Below are 23,055 nucleotides of genomic sequence, written 5' to 3'. Positions count from 1 at the left end.
CCGCGACCGCCCGCTGGCTGCGTTGCGTACTGCTTCCCAGACAGGAGTTGGCGTGCTCTCGACGGTCTCTTTCCAGGCGTATGGCGGCATGCCCGTCGCGCCGCCGCTGCTGTTTCGAAACCCGTCGTCCTGCGCGGCCGATCTTGCTTTGACCCTCAAGCCCGGCTCGTCGCGCCGTCGCGGCACCGACAGCAAGCTTCGAATCGGCAATTTCATCACCTTCTCCGGCGCGCCCGGGATCTGGGGGCCGATCTCCGCCAACAGCGTCATGCTCGCGGTCGCCGAGATCAACCGGCGCGGCGGCATCCGGGGCCGCGAGGTCGAATTGTCGATGTACGACGCCGGCGGCCCGATCGAGGAAGTCGTGCGCCGCGCCGAGCGGGCGATCGCGTTCGACGAGATCGACGTCATCATGGGCTCGCATATCTCGGCGGTGCGCCTCGCGCTGCGCAAGGTCACGGCCGGCCGCATCCCCTATGTCTACACGCCGGTCTATGAGGGCGGCGAGCGGACGCCTGGCGTGATGGCGATCGGCGAGACGCCGCGCGCCGAGAGCCGGCCGGCGATCCACTGGCTCGCCGAGGTCAAGAAGGCGCAGCGCTGGTACCTGATCGGTAGCGATTATGTCTGGCCCTGGCAGTCGCATCGCGCGGTGAAGCGCTACCTCAAGGAGGCCGGCGGCCACGTCGTCGGCGAGGAATTCGTCCCGCTCGGCGAGGACAATCACGAGCCGCATCTGGCGCGGATTCGCGCAGCACGGCCCGATGTCGTGCTGATCACCCTGATCGGCACCGACAGCATCACCTTCAACCGCGCCTTCGCCGAGGCCGGGCTTGCGGCGACCACGCTGCGCTATGCGGGCGCGATGGACGAGACCGTGATGCTCGGCATCGGCCCGGACTCGACCCAAAACCTGTTCTGCGCCTCCGGCTATTTCGGCTGCATCGATTCGCGCGCCAATGACGACTTCCGGACCAGCTACCGCGCGATGTTCGGGGCGCATGCGCCGCCGATCGGCTCGGTCGGGCAGTCCAATTATGAGGGGATGCGCTTTCTCGAGGCGGCGGCCAACCAGGCGCGCTCGCTGTCGATCGGACCATTGTCCGCCGCAGCGCACAACCTCGTCTACAGCGGCGCCCGCGGCACCGTCACCATTCGCGACGGCCGCGCCGAGATGCCGATCTATCTTGCCGAGGCCGACGGTCTCGACTTCAATGTGATCAGGACGATCTAGATGGATCGGGCGATGCCGCGCTCGCCGCGCGGCTTGCCGGTACCAGACAGGAGCAGGTGTGCATTCGACGCCCTACGTCATGGCCCGAATATCGAGCAACAGGTATGGCGGCCTTCCATGCCCGCCATCCCTGCTGTTCCGGAACCTGACGTCGGCGCGGTCCGATCGGGTCTTTTCCCCGATGGATCGGGACGGTTTCGGTCCGCGCGGTGCGCGCAGCCGGCTGCGGATCGCCGGCTTCGTCTGCTGCACCGGTTCGCCCGGGATGTGGGGACCGGCCGCGACCTCGAGCGCGCAGCTCGCCGTCGCCGACATCAACCGGCGCGGCGGCATCCTCGGCCGCGAGATCGAATTCTCGGTCTATGATGCCGGCGGACCGATCGAGGACGTGCTCGACCGCGCCGAGCAGGCGATCGCATCCGACGACGTCGATCTCATCATGGGCATGCACACCAGCGCGGTGCGCGTCGCGTTGCGTGGCCTGATCACCCGCAGCAAGATCCCCTACATCTACACGCCGGTCTATGAGGGCGGTGAACGGACGCCGGGCGTCATCGCGATCGGCGAGACGCCGCGCTGGCAGAACCGGCCGTCGATTCACTGGCTGGCCGAGGCGAAGCGCGCTTCGCGCTGGTACCTGATCGGCAGCGATTATGTCTGGCCATGGCAGTCGCACCGCGCGGTGAAGCGCTACATCAAGGAGACCGGCGGTCTCGTGGTCGGCGAGGAGTTCGTGCCGGTCGGCGAGGATAATCACGAGGCGCAGCTGGAACGCATCCGCGCCGCGAAACCCGATGTCGTGCTGATCTCGCTGATCGGCACCGACAGCGTGACCTTCAACCGCGCCTTCGCCGATGCCGGTCTTGCCGCCACCACGCTGCGCTTCGCCGGCTGTTTCGACGAGACGGCGCTGCTCGGCATCGGCGCCGACAAGACCGAGAACCTGTACTGCGCCTCCGGCTATTTCCCCTCCGTCGGCTCACGCGAAGGCGACGATTTCAGGGACCGCTATCGCGCGATGTTCGGTGCCTTCGCGCCGCCGGTCGGCTCGTGCAGCGAGTCCGCCTACGAAGGATTCTGCCTGCTCGAGGCCGCCGCCAAGCGCGCCGGCACGCTGGATATGCGGCCGCTGCTCGCGGCGGCGGATAACCTCGTCTATCGCGGCCCGCGCGGCCCGGTCACGGTGCGCAACGGCCATGCCAGGATGCCGATGTATCTTGCCGAAGCCGACGGTCTCGACTTCAGGGTGATCAAGCCGATCTGAGCAGTGCGACAGCGTCGCCGGAAGGTTTTGCGAAATAATACTTGAAAAGGAAAATATTTCCGTTTTCAATACAGCAACGGGGTGAGCGGTACGCGCCGGCAACGCGCCGCTGTGCCCTGCGTCGAGGGATCAAATCCAAAGATCAAAAGCTATCAGGAGAGCGCCGTGACCGTCGTCCTTCCCACGCCAACGCAACTTCGTGCCGTCGCCGAGCAGTGCGGCCTGTCACTGACCGATGAGGATGTGGCCTCGTTCCGCGGCCTGATGCAGGGCTCGATCGACGCCTACAACGTGATCGCCGCGATGCCGGACGAACTGCCCGCGGTGAAATATCCGCGCACGCCCGGCTATCGCCCGGCGCCAGAGGAGAACCCGCGCAACGCCTGGTACTACAAGTCGACCGTGAAAGGCGCGGCCTCCGGCAAGCTCAAGGGCAAGACGGTGGCGCTGAAGGACAACATCATGCTGGCCGGCGTGCCGATGACGAACGGCTCGTCGACGCTGGAAGGCTATATCCCCGATTTCGACGCCACCATCGTCACGCGCATGCTCGATGCCGGCGCCGAGATCGCGGGCAAGACCCATTGCGAACATTTCTGCCTGTCCGGCGGCAGTCACACCAACTCCTACGGAGCGGTGCACAATCCGCACAAGATGGGTTACTCGGCCGGCGGCTCGTCGTCGGGCTCCGGCGTCGTGGTCGCGCTCGGCGAGGTCGACATGGCGATCGGCGGCGACCAGGGCGGCTCGATCCGCATGCCGTCCTCGTTCTGCGGCACCTACGGCATGAAGCCGACCTGGGGCCTCGTGCCCTATACCGGCATCATGCCGATCGAGATCTTCGTCGACCACACCGGACCGATGACCGCGACGGTGGAGGACAACGCGCTGCTGCTCGAGGTGATCGCCGGCGACGACGGCTACGATCCGCGCATCAAGGCGCCCAAGGTCGAGGATTACACCAAGGCGCTGGGCAAAGGCGTCAAGGGCATGAAGATCGGCATCCTCAAGGAAGGCTTCGAGCAGCCGACCGCGGAGGCCGCGGTCAATGAAAGCGTGCGCGAGGCGGCCAAGCGCTTCAAGGACCTCGGCGCGTCGGTCGACACCGTGTCGATCCCGATGCACATGGTCGGCCCCGCGATCTGGACCCCGATCGGCACCGAAGGCCTGACCCAGACCATGATGTTCGGCGACGGCTACGGCCTCAGCCGGTCCGACCTCTATTCGACCTCGCTGATGGACTTCCATCGCGGCTGGCGCCGCCAGGCGGATTCGCTGTCGGAGACCACCAAGCTGTTCATGATGCTCGGCACCTACATCAACAACAATTTCGGTCCGCGCTTCTACGGCAAGGCGCTCAACATCTCCCGCCGCCTCACCGCGGCCTATGACAAGGCGTTCAAGGATTACGACCTGCTGCTGCTGCCGACCACGCCGATGAAGGCGCCGGCGCTGCCGGCGGCCAATGCCAGCCGCGAGGACTATGTCGCACGCGCGCTCGAGATGATCACCAACACCGCGCCGTTCGACATCACCCACCACCCGGCGATGTCGCTGCCCTGCGGCATGGTCGACGGCCTGCCGGTCGGGTTGATGCTGGTTGGTCGGATGTTCGAGGAATCCACCATCTACCGCGCCGCGCACGCCTTCGAGCAGGCCGGCGACTGGAAGAAGATGTGAGGCGCCGCTTGTTGCAGACGCAGGCTGGATGGATCGAACGCCATGGCTAGCACTTTTGCCGCGGCGTTCGAGATCGTGAGCTTCGGTGCGATCATCGTGCTGGTGGTGCTCGGGCTCGGCATCATCGCCAGCATGATGGGCATCTTCAACTTCGCGCAGGGCGAGTTCGTCCTGCTCGGGGCCTATGTGACCTATCTGGCCTACGCCCATGGCGCCCCGGTCTGGGCCGGCATGGTCGCGGCGCCCTTCGTGGTCGGCGCGATCGGCTTCGTGCTGGAGGCGCTGATCATCAGGCGGTTCTACGCCGCGCCGATCGTGGCGATGCTCGGCACCTATGCGCTCGGCCTGATCATCCGCGAAAGCGTGCGCGGCCTGATCGGCGGCTTCTATCTCACGGTGCCGGAGCCGATCGGCGGCTCGATCGACCTCGGCTCCGTCCACATCTCGGCCTGGCGCTTCACCATCATCGTCATCACGCTGCTGGTGATGGGCGCCTGCTATCTCTTGCTGGCGCGCACCTCGTTCGGGCTTCGCGTCCGCGCCACGCTGGAGAACCCGGCGCTGGCCCGCGCGTCGGGCATCTCGACGCCCCTGATCTACGGGGCGACCTTCGCGTTCGGCGCGGCGCTGGCCGGGCTTGCCGGGGCGCTGATCGTGCCGGTGTTCAGCCTGTTTGCAGATCTCGGCATCCGCTTCCTGATCCAGGGCTTCGTCGCCGTGATGGTGGGTGGGGTCGGCTCCTTCATCGGTCCGGTCGCCGGCGCCGGTGTGATCGGCACGCTCAGCGCGGCGCTGCCATGGGTGATGTCTCCGGTCGTCGCCGACGTCCTGGTCTTCGTGCTCGCCATTGCCTTCATCAAATTCCGCCCGCAGGGCCTCATATCGGGAAAAGGGGTTTAGTCAGATGTTCGATCGCACCAATCTCACCCGCCGCCGCTTCATGAGCAATTTCGCGTTCGCGACCGGCGCGCTCGCGACCGGGGTCGGTAGCTGGGTGGTCAGGCCCGACTGGGCCAATGCCGCCGAGGGACCGATCAAGGTCGGCATCGCGACCGACCTGACCGGCCCGATCGCCTATGCCGGCAACGCCGACGCCAACGTCGCCAAGATGGTGATCAAGGAGATCAACGCCGGCGGCGGCCTGCTCGGCCGGCCGCTCGAGCTCTATATCGAGGACACCGCCTCGAACGAATCGGTCGCGGTCGGCAATGTCCGCAAGCTGATCCAGCGCGACAAGGTCGACATGGTGCTCGGCGGCATCACCTCGTCGATGCGCAACGCGATCAAGGATCCGATCGTGGCGCGCGGCAAGACGCTCTACATCTATCCGCAGCTCTACGAGGGCAAGGAGTGCACGCCCTATTTGTTCTGCACCGGACCGACCCCGGCGCAGCAATGCGACACCTTCATTCCCTGGCTGATCAAGAACGGCGGCAAGAAGTTCGCGCTGCCGAGCGCCAACTATGTCTGGCCGCACACGCTCAACGTCTACGCCCGCAAGGTGATCGAGTCGAACGGCGGCGAGGTGGTGTTCGAGGAATACTACCCGCTCGACCAGGTCGATTTCTCGGCCACCGTCAACCGCGTCATCTCCAACAAGGTCGACGTCGTTTTCAACACGGTGATCCCGCCCGGCGTCGGTCCGTTCTTCAAGCAGCTCTATGAAGCCGGCTTCCTCAAGAACGGCGGGCGGCTCGCCTGCGTCTACTATGACGAGAACACGCTCAACATCAATCAGGCCAACGAGATCGAGGGCCTTGCGAGCTGCCTCGACTATTTCAAGGTGCTGACCAAGGAGGATCCGTTCGACGCCAAGCTCCAGGCGGCCTATGAGAAGGATTTCCCCGGCAACTTCCTGTTCGCGGCCGGCAGCGCCGCCACCGGCACCTATCGCGGCCTCAAGCTGTGGGAGGCGGCGGTCAAGGAGGCCGGCAAGGTCGACCGCGATTCCGTTGCGGCCGCGCTCGACCACGCCAAGATCGCCGAAGGGCCGGGCGGACCCGCGGAGATGGTGCCGGGCAAGCGTCACTGCAAGATGAAGATGTACACCGCTGTTGCCAAAGGCGGGAACTATGAGATCGTGGCGCGCAGCGACGGTCTCGTTGATCCCAAGGAATGCTGAGCGATCAATGGTTGGAGCAAGAGAGGCTGTCGCACGCGTCGGTGAGGAACCAGATGTCGTGACGGGCGAGGGTGCACCGGCCGCAAGCGCGCCGGCGGGACGAGCATCGGCAGGATGGAAGGTCCTGCCGATCGTGGAGGGGCTGGTGCTGCTGATCGCACTGGTCCTGCCATGGGTGCTGCAGGATTATCTCACGGTGTTCGCCACGCGCGTGGTGATCCTCGCGCTGTTCGCGCTGTCGTTCGATCTGGTGTGGGGCTATGCCGGCATCATGAGCTTCGGCCAGGCGCTATTCTTCGGCGCCGCCGGCTACGGCGTAGCGCTGATGGCGCGCGATCTCAACGTCACGTCGATTCTCCTGGTCCTGCCCGCCGGCACGTTGATCGGGCTCACCGCGTCGCTGCTGCTCGGCGGCTTCCTGCTGCTCGGGCGTTATCCCTCGAGCGTGATCTTCGTCTCGCTCGGTACCCTCACCGGCTCCTATGCCGCGGACCGGCTGGCGCGCGGCTGGTACTATCTCGGCGGCCAGAACGGCATCCCGTCGATTCCGCCGCTCACCCTCGGCAGCTACGAGTTCGAGGAGGGGCCGATCTACTACTACATGGTGCTCGGCATCCTCGTGGTCGTTTATCTGCTCTGCCGCTTCCTGGTCCGCTCGCAATTCGGGCTGGCGCTCGCCGGCCTGCGCGAGAACGAGCAGCGCATCGCCTTCTTCGGCTACAAGGCGCAGCATCTGAAGGCGATCATCTTCGCGGTCGGCGGCACCATCGCCGGCCTCGCCGGCAGCCTCTATGCCTTCCACGAGGGCTTCGTCTGGCCCAACATGCTGGGCGTCGTGTTCTCGACCCAGGTCGTGCTCTACGTTTTGTTCGGCGGCTCCGGCACGCTGATCGGCGCCGTGATCGGCACCGTGATCATCGAGGGCGTCAGCTTCTGGCTGTCGGATAATTACCGCGACGTCTGGCCGATTATCCTCGGCGTGCTGCTGCTGCTCGTCATCATGTTCCGGCCGCTCGGGCTGATCTCCTTCGTGCTCGGCGAGCGCGAGCGGGTCGGCAGTTTCGGCAAAGCCCCGAAGGAGACCGGCAATGCCGCTCCTTGAGGCGCAAGGCATCAGCAAGGTGTTCGGCAAGCTCACTGCGCTCGACGGCGCGGCGCTGACCGTCGGCGAGAACGAGTTCCACGGCCTGATCGGCCCCAACGGCTCGGGCAAGAGCACGCTGATGAAATGCGTCGCCGGCGCCGAGGTGCCGACCACGGGCAAGGTCAGCTTCATCAACACCGACATCACCGCGTTCACGCCGACCGAGCGCGCGCGCGCCGGCATGAGCCTGAAGTTCCAGATCACCTCGGTGCTGCCGACGCTGACGCTGTACGACAACATCCTGCTGGCGCTGCAGGCGCACTGCTCGCTGTTCGATCTGGTGCTGTCGCGCACCCGCAACAAGCTGCACGATCAGGTGATGACGATGCTGACCCAGTTCCGCCTCGCCGATCGCGCGCATGATGCCGCCGCGGCGTTGTCGCACGGCCAGCAGCAGTGGCTCGAGATCGCGATGGCGCTCGCCGGCAAGCCGCGGCTGTTGCTGCTGGACGAGCCGACCGGCGGCATGAGCCTCGAGGAGCGCCGCGTCACCGGCGAATTGTTGCAACCGATCAAGCAGCATTGCTCGCTCGTCATCGTCGAACACGACCTCGATTTCATCCGCGACATCTGCGACCGCCTCACCGTGCTCGACCAGGGCAAGGTGCTGGCCTCGGGAACGGTCGCGGAAATCCAGGCCAATAAAAGCGTCCAGGAGATCTATCTTCGCCGTGCCTGAGCAAACCTTCCTCGATATCCGGCATCTCGATGCTGGTTACGGCCGCAGCCAGGTGCTGTTCGATGTCAACATCGGCATTCCCTGGCGCGGCGGCGTCGCCGTGCTCGGCCGCAACGGTGCCGGCAAGACCACGCTGATGAAGACCATCGTCGGCGAGCTCACGAGCTCGCAGGGCGAATTGTTCTTCGACGGCCGCGACATCACCCGCCGCCGCACCGAGGAGCGGGTGCGCTCCGGCATCGGCTATGTGCCGCAGGAGCATTCGGTGTTCGCCCGCCTGTCGGTTCGCGACAACCTCGCGGTCGGCTCGCTGTTCAATTCGGATTCGAGCGCGGTCGATCGCGTGCTGACCATCTTCCCGAAACTCGGCCAGCGCCTCGACCAGCCGGCCGGCACGCTGTCCGGCGGCGAGCGCAAGATGCTGGCGATCGGCCGTGCCATGCTCGGCAATCCAAAATTGCTGCTGCTGGACGAGCCGACCGAAGGCGTCTGGATCGGCGTGATCGAGGAGATCACCGAGCGGCTGATCGAGCTCGCCAAGAGCATCTCGGTCGTGATCGTCGAGCAGCATCTCGACCTCGCGCTGCGCGTCGCCGACTATGCCTATGTGCTGGACCGCGGTCGCGTCGCGCTGCAGGGCGGCGCGAGTGAGGTGCGGAGCGATCCGGAACTGCTGCGCTACCTGGCGCCGTAGCGCTGCGGAATTTCAATGCGGCAGGCGGTCGGCCTTCCGCCCGATCACGCCGTCTCCCGGCGTCCGCGTCCGCCGTACCGATCGCATCTCGCGACGCGCATACCAGGCCGCGACCGAGCAGATCAGCCAGGCCAGCGCTGCGGCGATGAAGGCGGCCGGCACGCTGCGGTCCACCGTCAGCGCGAAGACGATGGCAAATGCCAGCATGCCGAACGCGCCGAGCGCCGCGCCTGCGGCATCCAGCGCCGCGGCCTGCTGCCCGCGCCACGTGCCGTCGAGGCCGGCGTTCCGCTTGCGGCGGATTTCATGCTTCTCGATCAGGGTCACGCTGGCGCAAAGGATGGCGGGGAATGCAAGAAAGGCGCCGCCGACATAGGCGCCGCAAGTGCTGCTGATCAGGCCGGTCAGGACGGTGGCGCCGCCGCCGAGCACGAAGCGGATCAGATATTCGGTCCAGCGGCTTTCCCTGAGCGCGAACAGTGAGACGCGGACCGGTGTCATTCCTGTCCTCCGGCAACGCCCAACAAGCCGAACACGATCGCCAGCCAGACGATCAGCGCCAGCAATGTGGCGGGGGCGGCGCGCAGCTTCGCGCGAATCAGCAGTTGGCAGACCGCGAAGCTATAGATGGCCAGCGCAACGGCGCCGGCCATCATCGCGCGGCTCTGCAGGCCGGCGTAGTCGGCGCCGTGCTGGTACACGGCGATGCCGAGGGTCGCGAACGCGACCGACGGCGCCGCGCCGAACAGCCCGGCGAAGCTCTTCGGGCGCAGCAGGTCGCCCAGCATCGCGAAGGCCGACACCACGGCCCCGCCCAGCAGAAATCGGATGACATATTCGGTCATCGCGCCTTGCCCCGCGGCGGATCGTCACCGGGATAACCGGTCCACAATCGCAGCAGCCGCTCGAGAATCGCTCCGAGGCCGAATCCCGCGATCACGTCGCTCGTCCAGTGTGCGAGCACCACAACGCGCGTCAGCGAAAGGCCGACCGCGACTGTCTGGATTGCGCACCGCGCGCCGGCGGGCAATGTCGCGGCCGCCGACGCCAGCGCGCCCATATGCAGCGCGTGCCCTGATGGAAAGGCGTCGTCGCGCTTGCCCGAGATCGGGATGCCGTTGGCATGGCCGGCCGCGGTCAGGCGATCCGGGCGGGTCTGATTGAACAGCAATTTCAGTCCATGCGGCAGCAGCGATGCTGCGACCGTCACCAGCAGCGCGTGGTTGCCGGCGCGCTCGAGCGAGGCGCCGCGCCCGCGTGAGGCGAGCCAGCCGGCGGCGGCGAGCACAAGCAGGACCTTTTCGTCAGCGCCCCAGGTCAGTGTGCGGGCGATCTCTTCCGGCGCGGGTGCGGTGTTGCGGGCGATCGCGCGCGCGATGATGGCGTCCGCCGCGGTCGGGCGAATGGTGATCGGGAAGGGAGCGCCTCGCTGGCGGCGCGCTCGAACTCTGGCTGTCGTATCCATGGTCAGGTTCCCATCCAACGCGCCAGCCGCGGCTTGGGTCCTAACGGGGCATGCAAGGAACCAAATGCAGATCGATGGTCTTGAACTTCTGCCCGTCTCGACCCGATCCGAAGGTTTCACCCCAAGGCTTCGCGCCAAGGCTTCGCGCGCCAACCGGGATGCACGGCGGGCGATGGATTGTAGTCAGGGAGAGGTGTCGATGACGGAGCCGGACGTTCGCAAGGGGATGCCGCCGGTCAAGCTTTCGCGCGAGGAGTTCGAACGGCGCTACCGCAAGCGGTTTGCCGATCCGGTCTTTCAATCCATGCAGACGGAGCTCGCGACGATCATCGCCGGCGCCTGGGACGCCTATCGTCATTCGCGCAAGGCGCCGGTCACCCGCAAGGCCGGCCCCGGCTTTGCCGATCCCGACTATGATCTCGCGGTCGATTGGCTGTCCGCGCGCGATGCCATCGATGAAGCGCAGCGCAGGCACGACGATCCCAACGAAACGCCGCATATCCTGTTGATCAACGGCTCCTCGCGCAGCGAGCATACCTGTCCCGGCGAGATGTCCAAAAGCTGGCGCATGGTCGAGATCGCGGGAGCCGCCTTTCGCGAGATGGGCCTCGTGGTCGACATTCTGGATCTGTCGCGGCTGACGTCCGAGTTCGGAAGGGAGATTCACCCCTGCAAGTCCTGCGTGTCGACTTCGATGGCGCTCTGCCACTGGCCGTGCAGCTGCTATCCAAACCACTCGCTCGGCCAAACCGACGACTGGATGAACGAGATCTATCCGCTGTGGGTGCGCGCGCACGGCATCATGATCATCTCGCCGGTCAACTGGTACCAGACGCCGACCGGGCTCAAGGCGATGATCGATCGCCTGGTCTGCGCCGATGGCGGCAATCCCGATCCGACCTCAACCCATGGCAAGACCGCGAGCGAAGCCAAGGCGCTCGAGCTCAAGGGCTGGCCATATCCCAGGCATCTGCGCGGCCGGCATTTCGGCATCGTGGTCCACGGCGACAGCGTCGGCGCGGAAACCTGCCGCCGCTTCCTTGCGGACTGGCTCACCGACATGGAGTTGATCTCGGCCGGCGGCAGGGCCGAGCTCGATGGCTATGTCGGCTACATGGAGCCCTACGCGACGTCGCATCGCGATCTCGACGAAGACAAGGCCTTCCAGGAACAGGTGCGCAATGTCGCGCTGGCGCTCGGCGCCGCCGTCGACCTCGCGCGCACCGGACATCTGGAAGATCCCGGCAAGGGGCTCGAGGACCCGCAGCCGAAGTAGGGTGGAATCCGGGTTCCCAAAGGAACGAAGAACCCCGGCCGCCCGTTAGGCCGCGGGAGGAAGTCACAATGCGCTATATTTCGATTGCAGCTCTTGTTGCGGCTGCCGTGATGAGCAGCGGCGCCGCATTGGCGCAGCATTCCGGTACGCCATCGGAACAGAGCGCGTGCACGCGCGATGCACAGCGCTTCTGCCGGAAGGACCTCGGCAATGACGGTGCCGTGCAGAACTGTCTTCAGATGAAGCGGGCCAGCCTGAGCCGGAGCTGCAAGAAGGTTTTCGAAAGCCACGGAATGTAACGGTCGCCTGCGAACGGGCATCCGTGATGGAGCGTGGCGGTTAGCTCGGGCAAATCATGTCGCGAGAACGTTGTGGTGTGACTCACAGACCGCGCCACACATTCAGTGTCGTCCTGGCGAAAGCCAGGACCCATTACCCCAAATGAGAGTTATCGCGCGACGCTGGGGCCACGATCCCATTCACGATCAAGTTCTGTGGTTATGGGTCCTGGCTTTCGCCAGGACGACGACAATATTTGCGACGGCGGCGCAATAGACTCACTGTCGTCCCTGCGAAAGCAGGGACCCATAACAACAAATGCTGATTGTTGTGCGACGTCGGAACGACGAATCCGGTTCACACCACAAGCGCGGCGTATGGGCCCCTGCTTTCGCAGGGACGACACCGTGTGCTTCTTGAAATGTCTATCGCAAACGACCGGCGGCGCGTGCGTGCCGCGCTTGCTACTTCACCGCCGAGAAGCGGGTGTCGAACGAATTGGTCTGCACGACGGGCGCGGAGCCGGCGAGTTGGGTCGACGACGACGGGGCCGGTGCGGCGGCCGCTGCGGTGGTCACTGCCGGCTTCGGTGCCGGCTTGGCGGCCTGCTTCGGCTCAGCCTTGGGGGCGACGCGAACCACCGACTGCGGCTTGGCCTCGGCGACCTTCGGCTTGGCTGGGGCAGCAGCGGCCGGAGCCGGCGCGGTCGTCTTGCTGGCGTCGGCGGTGCCGCCGATGCCGACCTTGCGGGCAAAGCTGGAGAAGAAGCCTTCGGACTTGTCAGAGGTGGACTTGTCGGAGGTGGATTTGTCAGAGGCGGATTTGTCGGACGCGTTCGCCGAGGCAACGCGGGTGCTGGCCGACGATGCGGTGGACGACGTCGTCGCCACGACCGGCTCGTCCTGCTGGACCGCAAGATTGGGCTTCGGCGGATTGACCGTACCGGGGATCGTGCCGGGCGCGCGCGCCAGCGACATCGAGGCCAGCGCCTGGCTGTCGCCGCCTTCGGAGAGGCCGGTGTTTCCTTCCGGAATCTTCGAGGCGAAGATCGCGTTCATGCCGCCGTCGATGCCGGTGTTGAGGCGCGCAACGGGCGTACCCTTGGATACCAGCTTGGCGGTCTCGGCGGCTTCCTTCTGCTCCTTCTCGTGCACGGCGCTCGCGATCTCCTCGGGGATCACATAGGCCGGGCACTTCGCAGAGGCGTCGAACACCGGATCGCGTGTTGCACCCGGCGCCTTCACCGCGTCGAACACATACTTCTTCTCGCAGAAGTCGACTTTCGGCTCCTGCTTCGTCACCTCGAAATGATCGTAGCCTTCCTTGATCATCTTCCAGAACGGCATGTTCGGATTGTTGCGGTGCTTGGCCATGTTCACCGGCGTCATCCGGAACGGATAGGCCTGCAGCTGGAACGCCTTCTGGCCGCCGAAGAAGGACTCGCGGCCGAGCGAGTAGATCTCCGCGATCTGCTCGTCCGTCATCGCGTAGCAGCCGCGCGAGGAGCAATCGCCATGCACCATCAGCTGCGAGCCGGTGCGGCCGAGCGCCTTGTCGAAGGCGTTGGGGTAGCCGGTGTTGAACGACAGGTAATAGGCCGACTGCGGGTTCATCTGGCTCGGGTTGATCGAGTAGAACCCTTCGGGCGCCTGGCGGTCGCCTTCGCGGACCTTCGGACCGAGGTCGCCCGACCAGCGGCAGATTGGATAGCTCTTGAGCAGCGCGAACTGGCCGGAGCGGTTTTGCTTCCAGACCTCGAGCTCGGCCTCCTGCTTGAACAGCCGCACCAGGATCGGCGACTGCATGTCCATGTCCTTTTCGGTCATGGCAGCGACGAGCTTAGGCGGGACCGGCTGGTTGGCCTTGGCGTTCTGCGCCAGCGAGATCTGGTCGCTGTCACAACCGGCGAGCATGACGCCTGCGGCGAGCACCGCCGAGGTCAGAAGCGCGCGTACGAGCGTGCGATGAGTCAAGTCCGAGCTCCACACCCACCGGGCGATTTTCGCGACCCCAACACGGCGAATATGCCCTGAAGCCATTGTGTAAAATATTAGCCTTCGACGACCCCTGCTCGCAACCTGAACCGGGGCGGACAGCCCTCACGGTAGCAGGCATGGTTCAAGGAATGTTAAAGACCCGGCTCGGGGCCCAATTACGGCAAAATTGCCCGGTTTGGACGAAAAATCGGGCGGTTTGGGCGCCTCAGCCGAGCTTGCGGCCGATATCGAGGAATTTCTGGCGCCGCTGTTTGCGAATCGCGTCCGGATCAAGATTTCGTAGGTCGTTGAGCGCCTGGGCGATGGCGTCGCCCGTGGTCGCGATCATCGCGGCGGGGTCGCGATGAGCCCCGCCCGAGGGCTCCTTCAGGATCTGGTCGATCACGCCGAAGCGCAGCATGTCCTGGGCGGTGATCTTCATGCTGTTGGCGGCTTCCTGCGCCTTGGTGCCGTCGCGCCACAGGATCGAGGATGCCGCCTCCGGTGAGATCACGCTATAGATCGCGTGCTCCATCATCAGGACGCGGTTCGCCGTGGTGATCGCGATGGCGCCGCCCGACATGCCTTCGCCGGTGACGATCGCGACATTGGGTACGCCGAGCGACAGGCAGGCGTCGGTCGAGCGGGCGATCGCCTCGGCCTGGCCACGCTCCTCGGCGCCGATGCCGGGATAAGCACCGGCGGAATCGACGATCGACAGCACCGGGATGCCGAACCGGTCGGCCATTTCCATCAGGCGCACCGCCTTGCGATAGCCTTCGGGGCGCGCCATGCCGAAATTGTGCTTGATGCGGCTCTCGGTGGTGGCGCCCTTCTCCTGGCCGACCACGCAGATGCTCTCGCCGCGGAAGCGGCCGAAGCCGCCGACCAGGGCCTCGTCGTCGGCGAATTTGCGATCGCCGGCCATCGGCGTGAATTCGGTGATCAGGCCGCCGATGAAATCGGTGAAGTGCGGCCGCTGCGGATGCCGCGCCACCAGCGTCTTCTGCCACGGCGTCAGATTGGAATAGAGCTCGGTGAGCGCCTGCGCCGCCTTGTCCTCGATCCGCGCGACCTCGTCGCCGATGTCGCTGCCGCTCGCGGCAAGCGCACGCAACTCGTCGATCTTGGATTCAAGCTCGGCGACGGGTTTTTCGAAGTCGAGATAGCTGCGCATCGGGTCGGGCATCAACTCAATATAGGGAGGAACGGTGCGAGGGGCGAAGCGGTTTCGGCGTCGGAAAGAGAAGCTTTGTAACTTCAAACGGTTAACGCGCATCCGGGTGGAATGCACGCTTCGGGATCGCAAGCAGGTGACGCTCTTTCTGCGGAGACGAAGCGGAAGTCAAGGCGGATCAGATGAAGGTATCAAGGTCTCCACGCGCGTAGCCCGGATGAAGCGAAGCGTAATCCGGGGCAAGTCGATCCGCGGATGGGATGTCCCCGGATTTTGCTGCGCTCCATCCGGGCTACGGATCCCTAGGACTTCTCCGCCAACGGATGCAGGTCGCGGACCAGGCTCTTCAGCCGCTCCTCGACCACATGGGTGTAGATCTGGGTGGTCGAGATGTCGGTGTGGCCGAGCAGGGTCTGCACGATGCGCAGGTCCGCGCCATTGTGCAGCAGATGGCTGGCAAAGGCATGACGCAGCACGTGCGGGGACACCAGCCGCGGCGCAAGGCCGGAGGCGCCGGCAAGCTCCTTCAGGTCGCGGGCGAAATGCTGCCGGGTCAGATGTCCGCTCTCGCCGGAGGACGGAAACAGCCATTTCGATGGTGCGGCTTTCTTTGCCTTCGGCTGCATCACCTCCAGCGCGGCGAGGTAATCCGCCATCGCCTGGCGCGAGGCGTCGTTCAGCGGCACCAGCCGTTCCTTGTTGCCCTTGCCGCGCACCACGATCATCCGCGCATCGCGCCGCGCCGCCGAGACCGGCAGCGACACCAGCTCGGAGACGCGCAGGCCGGTGGCGTACAGCACCTCGAGCAGGCAGTACAGCCGCAGCGCGCGCAGCCGCTGCGCCGGCGAGACGTCGGTTTGGGTCAGCTCCTTGGCGCGGGTCAGCATGCGGTCGACGTCGGCAATCGACAGCACCTTGGGCAGCCCGCGGCCGCGCTTCGGGCCGGACAGGATCGCGGCCGGATCGTCGGTGCGGACCCGCTCGTTGAGCAGGAAACGGTAGAGGTGCCGCATCGCTGACAGCCGCCGCGCCACGCTGGTCGACTTGAAGCCTCTGACATCGAGGTCGGCGAGGTAGCCGCGCAGCGTCTCGGTGTCCGCGCTGGTGAAATCGGCGCCGGCATGGGCGAGGTAGTCGGAGAAATCGGTGAGGTCGCGCCGGTAGGCGTCGAGTGTGTTGGCGCCGGCGCCCTGTTCCGCGGCGAGCATGTCGAGGAACAACGCGGTCAGTTTGGCGTCGGAGGACTTGGTGAGGGTCTTGGCGGGATTTTTGGCAGCAGCGGGCATGCCGGAATCATAGCGCCTATTTCTTGAGGAACTTATCCGGCGGGATGGTCACCGTCATCTCCCGCGGTTTCGGGTGCACGAAATTCGCCAGCGCGAAGACGATGCCGTAGCCGATCCCGAAAATCACGGCGACGACCGTCAGGAAGCGGAACAGGCTGGGCATGGAGGCGACTCGGGCGGCGAATTAACCAATGAAATCATCCAACATGTTCCCCGCGCGGTTGCAAGAGTCGCTGGTAAGGGTGTCGCCGGGGGTAGTATAGGTGGCTCGAATTCTGAACAATTCGTCCCAATATCCGAGCTTTTTGATGTCCGACGCAGCCGTACCGGCGCCCACCCACCCGACCCTGGAGGCCGACATCGCGGCCGCGCTGGGGACGCGGTCGATCGTCCTGGTCGGCATGATGGGGGCCGGCAAGTCGACCATCGGCCGGCGGGTGGCGGCGCGACTCAAGCTGCCGTTCACCGATGCCGACACCGAGATCGAGGCGGCGGCGGACATGACGATCCCGGAGATATTCGAGAGCAAGGGCGAGCCGTATTTCCGCGACGGTGAGGCGCGGGTGATCGCCCGCATCCTCGGCAATGGCCCGGTCGTGCTGGCGACCGGCGGCGGCGCCTTCATGCGCGAGGAGACCCGCAACCGGATCCGCGACCGCGCGATCTCGATCTGGCTCAAGGCCGACAGTGATATCATCATGCGCCGGGTGCGCCGCCGCGCCGATCGTCCGCTGTTGCACACCCCCGACCCGGAGGCGACCGTCAACCGCCTGCTCAGCGAGCGCGAGCCGGTCTACCGCACCGCCGATTTGACGATTGCCTCGCGCGACGTGCCGCACGACCGCATCGTCGACGAATGCCTCGAGGCCCTACATGCGCATCTGTGCGGTGCGCGTCCGGCCGACGAGCCACCATCTGATGGATTGAACGCGACCTCATGACTGCGCCCTTGAAACATTCTGCCTCCGTTACCGTCGACGTCGCGCTCGGCGACCGCGCCTATGACATCGTCATCGGCCGCGACGTGCTGCAGTCGCTCGGCGAGCGTGTCGCGGCGCTGCGGCCCGGCGTGCGCACCGCCATCGTCACCGACCGCACTGTCGCCAAGCACTGGCTGGAGCCCACCGAGGCATCGCTTGCCGCCGCCGGCGTGCCGACGTCGCGGATCGTGGTCGAGGAGGGCGAGGGCTCGAAGAGCTATGCCACGCTGACCGAGGTCAGCGAGGCGCTGATCGCGGCGAAGATCGAGCGCAATGACCTCGTGATCGCGCTCGGCGGCGGCGTGGTCGGCGATCTCGCCGGCTTCGCGGCCGCGATCCTGCGCCGCGGCGTCGATTTCGTGCAGGTGCCGACCTCGCTGCTGGCGCAGGTCGATTCCTCCGTCGGCGGCAAGACCGGCATCAACTCGCCGCAGGGCAAGAACCTGATCGGCGCATTCCACCAGCCGGTGCTTGTCATTGCCGACACCTCGGTGCTCGACACGCTGTCGCCGCGCCAGTTCCGCGCCGGCTACGCCGAGGTCGCGAAATACGGCATCCTCGGCGACGAGGCCTTCTTCGCCTGGCTCGAGAAGAACCACACCGATATCTTCGCTGGCGGCGCCGGGCGCGAGCACGCGATCGCAACATCCTGCCGCGCCAAGGCGGGCGTCGTCTCGCGCGACGAGCGCGAGACCGGCGAGCGGGCGCTGCTCAATCTCGGCCATACCTTCGGCCATGCACTGGAAGCCGCGACCGGCTTCTCCGACCGGCTGTTCCACGGCGAGGGCGTCTCGGTCGGCATGGTGCTCGCCGCGGAGTTCTCGGCGCAGCTCGGCATGATTTCGTCCGACGATGCGGGGCGCATCGCGCGTCATCTGTCCGTGGTCGGATTGCCGACACGCCTGCAGGATATCGCAGGCTTCGCGCAGGAAGGCCTTGCCGACGCCGACGCGCTGCTGGCGCTGATGGCGCAGGACAAGAAGGTCAAGCGCGGCAAGCTCACCTTCATCCTGCTGGAGGCCGTCGGCCGCGCCGTGATCGCCAACAATGTCGAGCCGCAGCCGGTGCGCGACTTCCTGCAAGCCAAGCTGAAGGCCTAGACCGGGATGCCTCTCCTTCGGATCGTCATCCCGCTCTGTCTTTTTGATTTGAGCATGATCTTTTCGGAAAACCGCTACACACTTTTCCGGATCATGCTCTAGCCACGGATCAGTTCAGTGGGATGGTTCACCTTCTCGATCGTGCTGCTCTGCCTGTTCATCTCGGCGTTTTTCGCGGCGAGTGAGACGGCGCTGACCGGTGCCTCGCGCGCCAGCATGCTGCGGCTGTCGAAGCAGGGCAACACCGATGCCGGCGTGGTCTCCAAGCTGGTCAATATGCGCGAGCGCATGATCGGCGCGCTGCTGCTCGGCAACAACATCGCCAATATCGGCGCCTCGGCGCTGGCGACCGGCGTGTTCACCGCCTGGTTCGGCGACGTCGGCGTGCTCTATGCCACCGCGGTCATGACCGTGATGGTCGTGGTGTTCGCCGAGGTGCTGCCCAAGACCATCGCGATCAACGCGCCCGACCGCATCTCGCTTTTGGTCGCGCGGCCGATGCGGCTGACGATCTTCGTGCTGGGGCCGCTGCTCACCGTGATCGAGACCATCGTGCTGGCGCTGATGAAGCTGCTCGGCATCAAGGTCGGGGCGCATCAGGCGGTGCTGTCGCCGACCGAACGTCTGCGCGGCGCGGTCGATCTGTTGCATCACGAGGGCAAGGTCGAGAAGCAGGACCGCGACATGCTCGGCGGCTTGCTGGATCTCAGCGAGCTGCAGGTCTCCGACGTCATGGTCCATCGCACCGAGATGACCATGGTCAACGCCGACCTGCCGCCCGAGGAACTGGTGCGCGAGGTGCTGGCGAGCGAATACACCCGCATCCCGCTGTGGCGGGAGAAGCCGGAGAACATCGTCGGCGTGCTCCATGCCAAGGACCTGCTGCGCGCGATGCGCGCCAACGAGGGCGACATGTCCGCGATCGATGCGTCGGCGATCGCGCTCCCGCCCTGGTTCGTGCCGGAGATGCGTCCGGTCTCCGAACAGCTGAAGGCGTTCCGTCGCCGCAAGACCCACTTCGCCCTCGTGGTCGACGAGTATGGCGAGGTCGAAGGCATGGTGACGCTCGAGGACATCCTGGAGGAGATCGTCGGCGATATCTCCGACGAGCACGACGTCGTCGTCGCCGGCGTGCGCGCGCAGCCGGACGGCTCGGTGGTGGTCGACGGCTCGGTGCCGATCCGCGATCTCAACCGTGCGATGGACTGGCGCCTGCCGGACGAGGAGGCGACCACGGTCGCCGGCCTCGTGATCCACGAGGCGCGCTCGATCCCGGAGCGCGGCCAGAGCTTCACCTTCCACGGCTTCCGCTTCCGCGTGCTCCGCCGCGAGCGCAACCGCATCACCGCGCTGCGCATCGTCGCCGTCCCGCGCGAGACCGAGCTGGAGGAGAAGAAGCCGAAGCGGGCGGGGACGGCGTTCTAGTTCGAGCTGGCCAGTCTCCTAGCACCGTCACCCCGCGCAACGGCTTCGCCGTTGTCGCTGGAGGAGTGCGCATCGCGCGCGTCTCGAAGGGGCGACGGCCACCAGCCGGGCCGTGCATCCTTCGAGACGGCCGCGCGGTGGCCTCCTCAGGACGAGGATCTGGCAGTTGTGCCGAATGCTACTCGATATCGATCGAGATACCCGACAGCTTCCACGCGCCGTCGGAGGGGATGAAGCCGAGCTGATACTTCACCTGCTTGGGCGTGGTGTCGAAATGCCCCTTCAGCCGCAGCACGCCCTTGTCGTCGATCTTGGCGTCCTCGTCGAGAACGATCGGCTTGGCAACCACGGCGTCGAACACCGCGTGCTTGTCGACCAGATCCTTGAAGATGGTCTTGAGCTTGTCAGGCGGAAACTGGTCGCGGAACGGCTTTGAGATCTTGGCGTGGAACACGGTGAAATTATTCCCGGCCACCGCATCGTTGAGCGACACCAGGATGCTCTTGATCAGCACCTCCTGGACGAACGGGCTCGGCATGTCCAGCGCCAAGGCCGGCCGCATCGCGCAGATCAGGAGCAGGCCGGCGGCGGTGACGATCGACCGGAAACGTGGCCAGCAAGGGATCATCAATGGCCCCATATCATGCGTGGCGGTGCAATCCGTAGTTTCACCTGCTCACGCAGGGAGCAGGTCCATCCTGTTCTCATAAAGGAAAACCGCCGCTTCGTCTTGAGGCAAGCGCGAACTAGCGCGGCTTTTCCCCGGGGCCGTGGGCGTGGATCGCCAGCGCGTGCACCGAGCCGGCGAGTTCCTGCGCCAGCGTCGCATTTATCATGCGATGGCGTTCGATCCGGCTCTTCCCTTCGAAGGCCGGAGACACAATATATACCCGGAAATGCGTCTCCCCGCCTGGCCTGTGGCCGGCGTGGCCCTCATGCAGATGTGACTCGTCGACGACGTCGAGGCTTTCCGGCAAGAAAGCTTCACGCAACTTGTTTATGATAGCGTCTTTGGTGCTCATGGCGCCGGAGTTAGGTTCGCGACAGCTTTTCGTCAATGGTGCAAGCGGGAAACGAGGTCCGCGCAATGTCAAGACTTGAAGATTTGTGCATTGCGTAGTCAAAGAGAACATGCCGATCGATTCATCAAAATTCTTCGACTCCATTCGCATCAAGCCGACCAAGGTCAGTGCGAAGCGCCAGGCGCAGGCCGGCGAGCAGGCCGTGACCTGCGAGTGGGCGGGTTGCCAGAACAAGGGCGCGCATCGCGCCCCGAAAGGCCGCGAGAATTCGCGCGAGTATTGGCACTTCTGTCTCGACCACGTCCGCGAATACAACCAGTCCTACAATTTCTTCCAGGGCATGAATCCTGACGACGTCGCGCGCTACCAGAAGGACGCGCTGACCGGCCACCGTCCGACCTGGAAGATGGGCGCCAACAACGGCAAGAAGGGCGAGAGCGGTCTCGATGCCGCCTCCGATCCGTTCCACGTGTTCTCCGAGCTCAACGGCCGCGGCCGCTGGCGCCCCGGACCGGGCGGCGCAGAGCCCAAGCCCGAGACCCGCAAGGTCATGAACGCCGAGCGCAAGGCGCTGCAGGTGATGGGGTTAGGGGCCGAGGCGACGCTCGAAGACGTCAAGTCGAAGTACAAGGCGCTGGTCAAGCAGCACCATCCCGACGCCAATGGCGGCGACCGCTCCACCGAGGATCGCCTGATCGAGATCATCAAGGCGTACAATTATCTGAAGACCGTGGTGCGCGAGGCCTAAGCTCTCTCGTCCTCGTCGCCCCTGCGAAAGCAGGGGCCCATAACCACCGGCCGTTATCGTTTGCACAAAATGTCTGCCCGATTGCCCCATCGATGGGCCGCGGCGCACGGGTCCCTGCTCCCGTGCGCAATTGCGCACTAAAGCGCGATAAGATTAGGTTGAATCGTCATCGCGCCTTAGCTCTTTGTTTGAGCATGATCTTTTCGGAAAACCGCTTCGCACTTTTCCGGATCATGCTTTAGGCAGGGACGACGGCAGAGTTTGTGGCTCCGCCGTCGTCCAACGATGCAATTCTGTAGCCCGGATGGAGCGCAGCGCAATCCGGGGCTCTTCCCATCCGCGGCTACACCGTTCCCGGATTTCGCTGCGCTCCATCCGGGCTACGGTTTCATTCACCCCTTCGGCATCGCCCCGACATAGGACGAGCTCGGCCGGATCAAGCGCCCGGTGCGCCGCTGCTCAAGCGCATGCGCGGTCCAGCCGGCAGCGCGTGCGGTGGCGAAGATCGGCGTGAACGCCTGCCGCGGAATTTCCAGCGCATCGAGCAGGATCGCGGTGAAGAACTCGACATTGGTCTCGAGCGGCCGCTCCGGATTCTTCTTCCGTAGCGCCTCGCGGATGTAAGCCTCGACCTCGCCGGCAAACGGCAGGTCGGCACCACTGGCCTCGAGGCGCTCGATCGCGATCTTCAGCACGTCGGCGCGCGGGTCGCGCACGCGATAGACGCGGTGACCGAACCCCATCAGTCGTTCGCCGTGCGCCAGCGCGCCGTCAACCCAGGGCTTGATGCGCTCGCGTGTGCCGATCGCGTCCAACATTTCGAGCACCGGCTCAGGTGCGCCGCCGTGCAGCGGGCCGGTCAACGCGCAATAGCCGCCGGTGATCGCCGCGAACAGATCGGCCTGCGTCGAGGCGATCACCCGCGCGGTGAAGGTCGACGCATTCATGCCGTGGTCGCAGACGGTGACGAGATAGGCGTCGAGCGCGGCGACCTCGCGCGGCTCGACCTTGCGGCCCAGCAGCATCCGCAGCGTGTCGGCGGCGTGGCCGGCATTCGGGTCCGGCGCGATCGGATCGCTGCCCCTGGCTCGCCGGACCAGGGCGGCCGCGATCACCGGGAAGGCGCCGACGATGGTCGCCTCGTGCTCCAGCCCGTTCTCGCCGCGGAGGCCCGCGATCGCGGCCCGGAAGCCGTCGACGATCGACATGCCGCGTGTCGCAGGCAGCAGGTCCGGCAGGCGGGCGAACGCGCGTTCGCGGGCGGCGCCGAGGCTGGCGCGGACATTGGCTTCACTCAGCGACTTGCCGGTGGCGCCGTTCCACAGCCGGGCCGTGACGCCCTCGAAGCTCGACTTGCCCGCGAGGTCGGCGACGTGCTCGCCGGCGATGATCAATTCGCCGCGCTCGCCGTCGACATGGCTCAACACGGTCTCGGCGGCGGGAACGCCGTCCAGACCGATCTGGCTCTTGGTGAGATGCATATTCATGGCCTGATCTCCTTGCT

Annotated in this window: 24 protein-coding genes; 14 read left to right on the top strand and 10 right to left on the bottom strand. The window is 65.6% G+C overall.

Annotated features, from left to right (window positions below):
• Positions 1–52: 52 nt before the first annotated feature.
• The 8 genes from QA639_RS40840 (at position 53) to QA639_RS40805 (ending at position 8,817) form a co-directional block, all read left to right on the top strand.
• Positions 53–1,234 carry a substrate-binding domain-containing protein gene (locus QA639_RS40840; RefSeq protein ID WP_283088863.1) on the top strand — a complete coding sequence of 394 codons (1,182 nt, stop codon included), beginning with the start codon at positions 53–55 and terminating at the stop codon, positions 1,232–1,234.
• A gap of 79 nt (positions 1,235–1,313) precedes the next feature.
• Positions 1,314–2,498 (top strand): substrate-binding domain-containing protein, encoded by a 1,185-nt coding sequence (locus QA639_RS40835; protein WP_283090700.1) that lies wholly within the window; start codon positions 1,314–1,316, stop codon positions 2,496–2,498.
• 165 nt (positions 2,499–2,663) lie between these two features.
• The gene (locus tag QA639_RS40830) at positions 2,664–4,178 is read left to right on the top strand and encodes an amidase (RefSeq protein ID WP_028337307.1); all 1,515 of its coding nucleotides are present in this window, start codon (positions 2,664–2,666) and stop codon (positions 4,176–4,178) included.
• Positions 4,179–4,220: 42 nt separating this feature from the next.
• A complete protein-coding gene (locus QA639_RS40825; protein ID WP_028343252.1) occupies positions 4,221–5,078 on the top strand; it encodes a branched-chain amino acid ABC transporter permease in 858 nt (285 codons plus the stop codon).
• Between the two features lie 4 nt (positions 5,079–5,082).
• Positions 5,083–6,300: a substrate-binding protein gene (locus QA639_RS40820; protein ID WP_028337305.1), complete on the top strand. Its 1,218-nt coding sequence runs from the start codon at positions 5,083–5,085 to the stop codon at positions 6,298–6,300.
• Between the two features lie 7 nt (positions 6,301–6,307).
• Positions 6,308–7,402 carry a branched-chain amino acid ABC transporter permease gene (locus tag QA639_RS40815; protein ID WP_428841125.1) on the top strand — a complete coding sequence of 365 codons (1,095 nt, stop codon included), beginning with the start codon at positions 6,308–6,310 and terminating at the stop codon, positions 7,400–7,402.
• Entirely contained in the window at positions 7,389–8,123 is a 735-nt protein-coding gene (locus QA639_RS40810; protein ID WP_028337303.1) for an ABC transporter ATP-binding protein, read from the top strand. Before QA639_RS40815 ends, QA639_RS40810 begins: the two co-directional genes overlap by 14 nt.
• Positions 8,116–8,817: a branched-chain amino acid ABC transporter ATP-binding protein gene (locus QA639_RS40805; protein ID WP_028337302.1), complete on the top strand. Its 702-nt coding sequence runs from the start codon at positions 8,116–8,118 to the stop codon at positions 8,815–8,817. The genes QA639_RS40810 and QA639_RS40805 overlap by 8 nt, the downstream gene beginning before the upstream one ends.
• Before the next feature lie 12 nt (positions 8,818–8,829).
• Here QA639_RS40805 and QA639_RS40800 read toward each other — a convergent pair whose 3' ends face one another.
• The 3 genes from QA639_RS40800 to QA639_RS40790 are packed head-to-tail and all read right to left on the bottom strand — an operon-like array spanning position 8,830 to position 10,282.
• Positions 8,830–9,318, bottom strand: a complete 489-nt coding sequence (locus QA639_RS40800; protein WP_283088861.1) for a DUF3147 family protein — start codon at positions 9,316–9,318, stop codon at positions 8,830–8,832.
• Positions 9,315–9,662: a DUF3147 family protein gene (locus QA639_RS40795; protein ID WP_283088860.1), complete on the bottom strand. Its 348-nt coding sequence runs from the start codon at positions 9,660–9,662 to the stop codon at positions 9,315–9,317. Before QA639_RS40795 ends, QA639_RS40800 begins: the two co-directional genes overlap by 4 nt.
• Positions 9,659–10,282 (bottom strand): phosphatase PAP2 family protein, encoded by a 624-nt coding sequence (locus tag QA639_RS40790; protein ID WP_283088859.1) that lies wholly within the window; start codon positions 10,280–10,282, stop codon positions 9,659–9,661. The genes QA639_RS40795 and QA639_RS40790 overlap by 4 nt, the downstream gene beginning before the upstream one ends.
• Positions 10,283–10,481: 199 nt before the next feature.
• On the opposite strand from QA639_RS40790, the gene QA639_RS40785 reads away from it, so the two are divergent.
• Together QA639_RS40785 and QA639_RS40780 are read left to right on the top strand one after the other, a co-directional pair.
• A complete protein-coding gene (locus tag QA639_RS40785; RefSeq protein WP_283088858.1) occupies positions 10,482–11,558 on the top strand; it encodes a flavodoxin family protein in 1,077 nt (358 codons plus the stop codon).
• Between the two features lie 68 nt (positions 11,559–11,626).
• Positions 11,627–11,857, top strand: coding sequence for a hypothetical protein (locus tag QA639_RS40780; protein ID WP_028337297.1), 231 nt, complete (start codon positions 11,627–11,629; stop codon positions 11,855–11,857).
• Between the two features lie 444 nt (positions 11,858–12,301).
• Here QA639_RS40780 and QA639_RS40775 read toward each other — a convergent pair whose 3' ends face one another.
• The 4 genes from QA639_RS40775 to QA639_RS40760 form a co-directional block, all read right to left on the bottom strand.
• Positions 12,302–13,810, bottom strand: a complete 1,509-nt coding sequence (locus QA639_RS40775) for a L,D-transpeptidase family protein (protein ID WP_050383202.1) — start codon at positions 13,808–13,810, stop codon at positions 12,302–12,304.
• 229 nt (positions 13,811–14,039) lie between these two features.
• Entirely contained in the window at positions 14,040–15,002 is a 963-nt protein-coding gene (locus QA639_RS40770; RefSeq protein WP_018269178.1) for an acetyl-CoA carboxylase carboxyltransferase subunit alpha, read from the bottom strand.
• Between the two features lie 290 nt (positions 15,003–15,292).
• Positions 15,293–16,276, bottom strand: a complete 984-nt coding sequence (gene xerD / locus QA639_RS40765; protein WP_283088857.1) for a site-specific tyrosine recombinase XerD — start codon at positions 16,274–16,276, stop codon at positions 15,293–15,295.
• 16 nt (positions 16,277–16,292) lie between these two features.
• Positions 16,293–16,439 carry a hypothetical protein gene (locus QA639_RS40760; protein ID WP_016843561.1) on the bottom strand — a complete coding sequence of 49 codons (147 nt, stop codon included), beginning with the start codon at positions 16,437–16,439 and terminating at the stop codon, positions 16,293–16,295.
• 145 nt (positions 16,440–16,584) lie between these two features.
• Between QA639_RS40760 and QA639_RS40755 the strand changes: the two genes are divergently transcribed.
• The 3 genes from QA639_RS40755 (at position 16,585) to QA639_RS40745 (ending at position 19,781) form a co-directional block, all read left to right on the top strand.
• Positions 16,585–17,217, top strand: coding sequence for a shikimate kinase (locus QA639_RS40755; RefSeq protein WP_016843560.1), 633 nt, complete (start codon positions 16,585–16,587; stop codon positions 17,215–17,217).
• Complete coding sequence (gene aroB, locus QA639_RS40750; RefSeq protein WP_283088856.1) at positions 17,214–18,356, top strand: 3-dehydroquinate synthase; 1,143 nt, start codon at positions 17,214–17,216, stop codon at positions 18,354–18,356. Before QA639_RS40755 ends, aroB begins: the two co-directional genes overlap by 4 nt.
• 117 nt (positions 18,357–18,473) lie before the next feature.
• On the top strand, positions 18,474–19,781 hold the full coding sequence (locus tag QA639_RS40745) for an HlyC/CorC family transporter (RefSeq protein WP_028338204.1): 1,308 nt from the start codon (positions 18,474–18,476) through the stop codon (positions 19,779–19,781).
• Between the two features lie 178 nt (positions 19,782–19,959).
• On the opposite strand, the gene QA639_RS40740 is transcribed toward QA639_RS40745, so the two are convergent.
• Together QA639_RS40740 and QA639_RS40735 are read right to left on the bottom strand one after the other, a co-directional pair.
• Positions 19,960–20,409 (bottom strand): hypothetical protein, encoded by a 450-nt coding sequence (locus QA639_RS40740; protein ID WP_028338205.1) that lies wholly within the window; start codon positions 20,407–20,409, stop codon positions 19,960–19,962.
• 118 nt (positions 20,410–20,527) lie between these two features.
• Positions 20,528–20,803: a BolA family protein gene (locus QA639_RS40735; RefSeq protein ID WP_028338206.1), complete on the bottom strand. Its 276-nt coding sequence runs from the start codon at positions 20,801–20,803 to the stop codon at positions 20,528–20,530.
• A 109-nt stretch (positions 20,804–20,912) separates the two neighbouring features.
• Between QA639_RS40735 and QA639_RS40730 the strand changes: the two genes are divergently transcribed.
• On the top strand, positions 20,913–21,551 hold the full coding sequence (locus tag QA639_RS40730) for a J domain-containing protein (RefSeq protein WP_028338207.1): 639 nt from the start codon (positions 20,913–20,915) through the stop codon (positions 21,549–21,551).
• A 392-nt stretch (positions 21,552–21,943) separates the two neighbouring features.
• Here the strand turns inward: QA639_RS40730 and QA639_RS40725 are convergent, their stop codons facing one another.
• Positions 21,944–23,038: a citrate synthase/methylcitrate synthase gene (locus tag QA639_RS40725; protein WP_283088855.1), complete on the bottom strand. Its 1,095-nt coding sequence runs from the start codon at positions 23,036–23,038 to the stop codon at positions 21,944–21,946.
• Positions 23,039–23,055: the final 17 nt, after the last annotated feature.

Origin of the sequence: Bradyrhizobium pachyrhizi, assembly GCF_029714545.1 — a bacterium.
GTDB classification, from domain to species: Bacteria; Pseudomonadota; Alphaproteobacteria; order Rhizobiales; family Xanthobacteraceae; genus Bradyrhizobium; species Bradyrhizobium pachyrhizi.
This window is presented reverse-complemented; position numbering and strand designations above follow the sequence as displayed.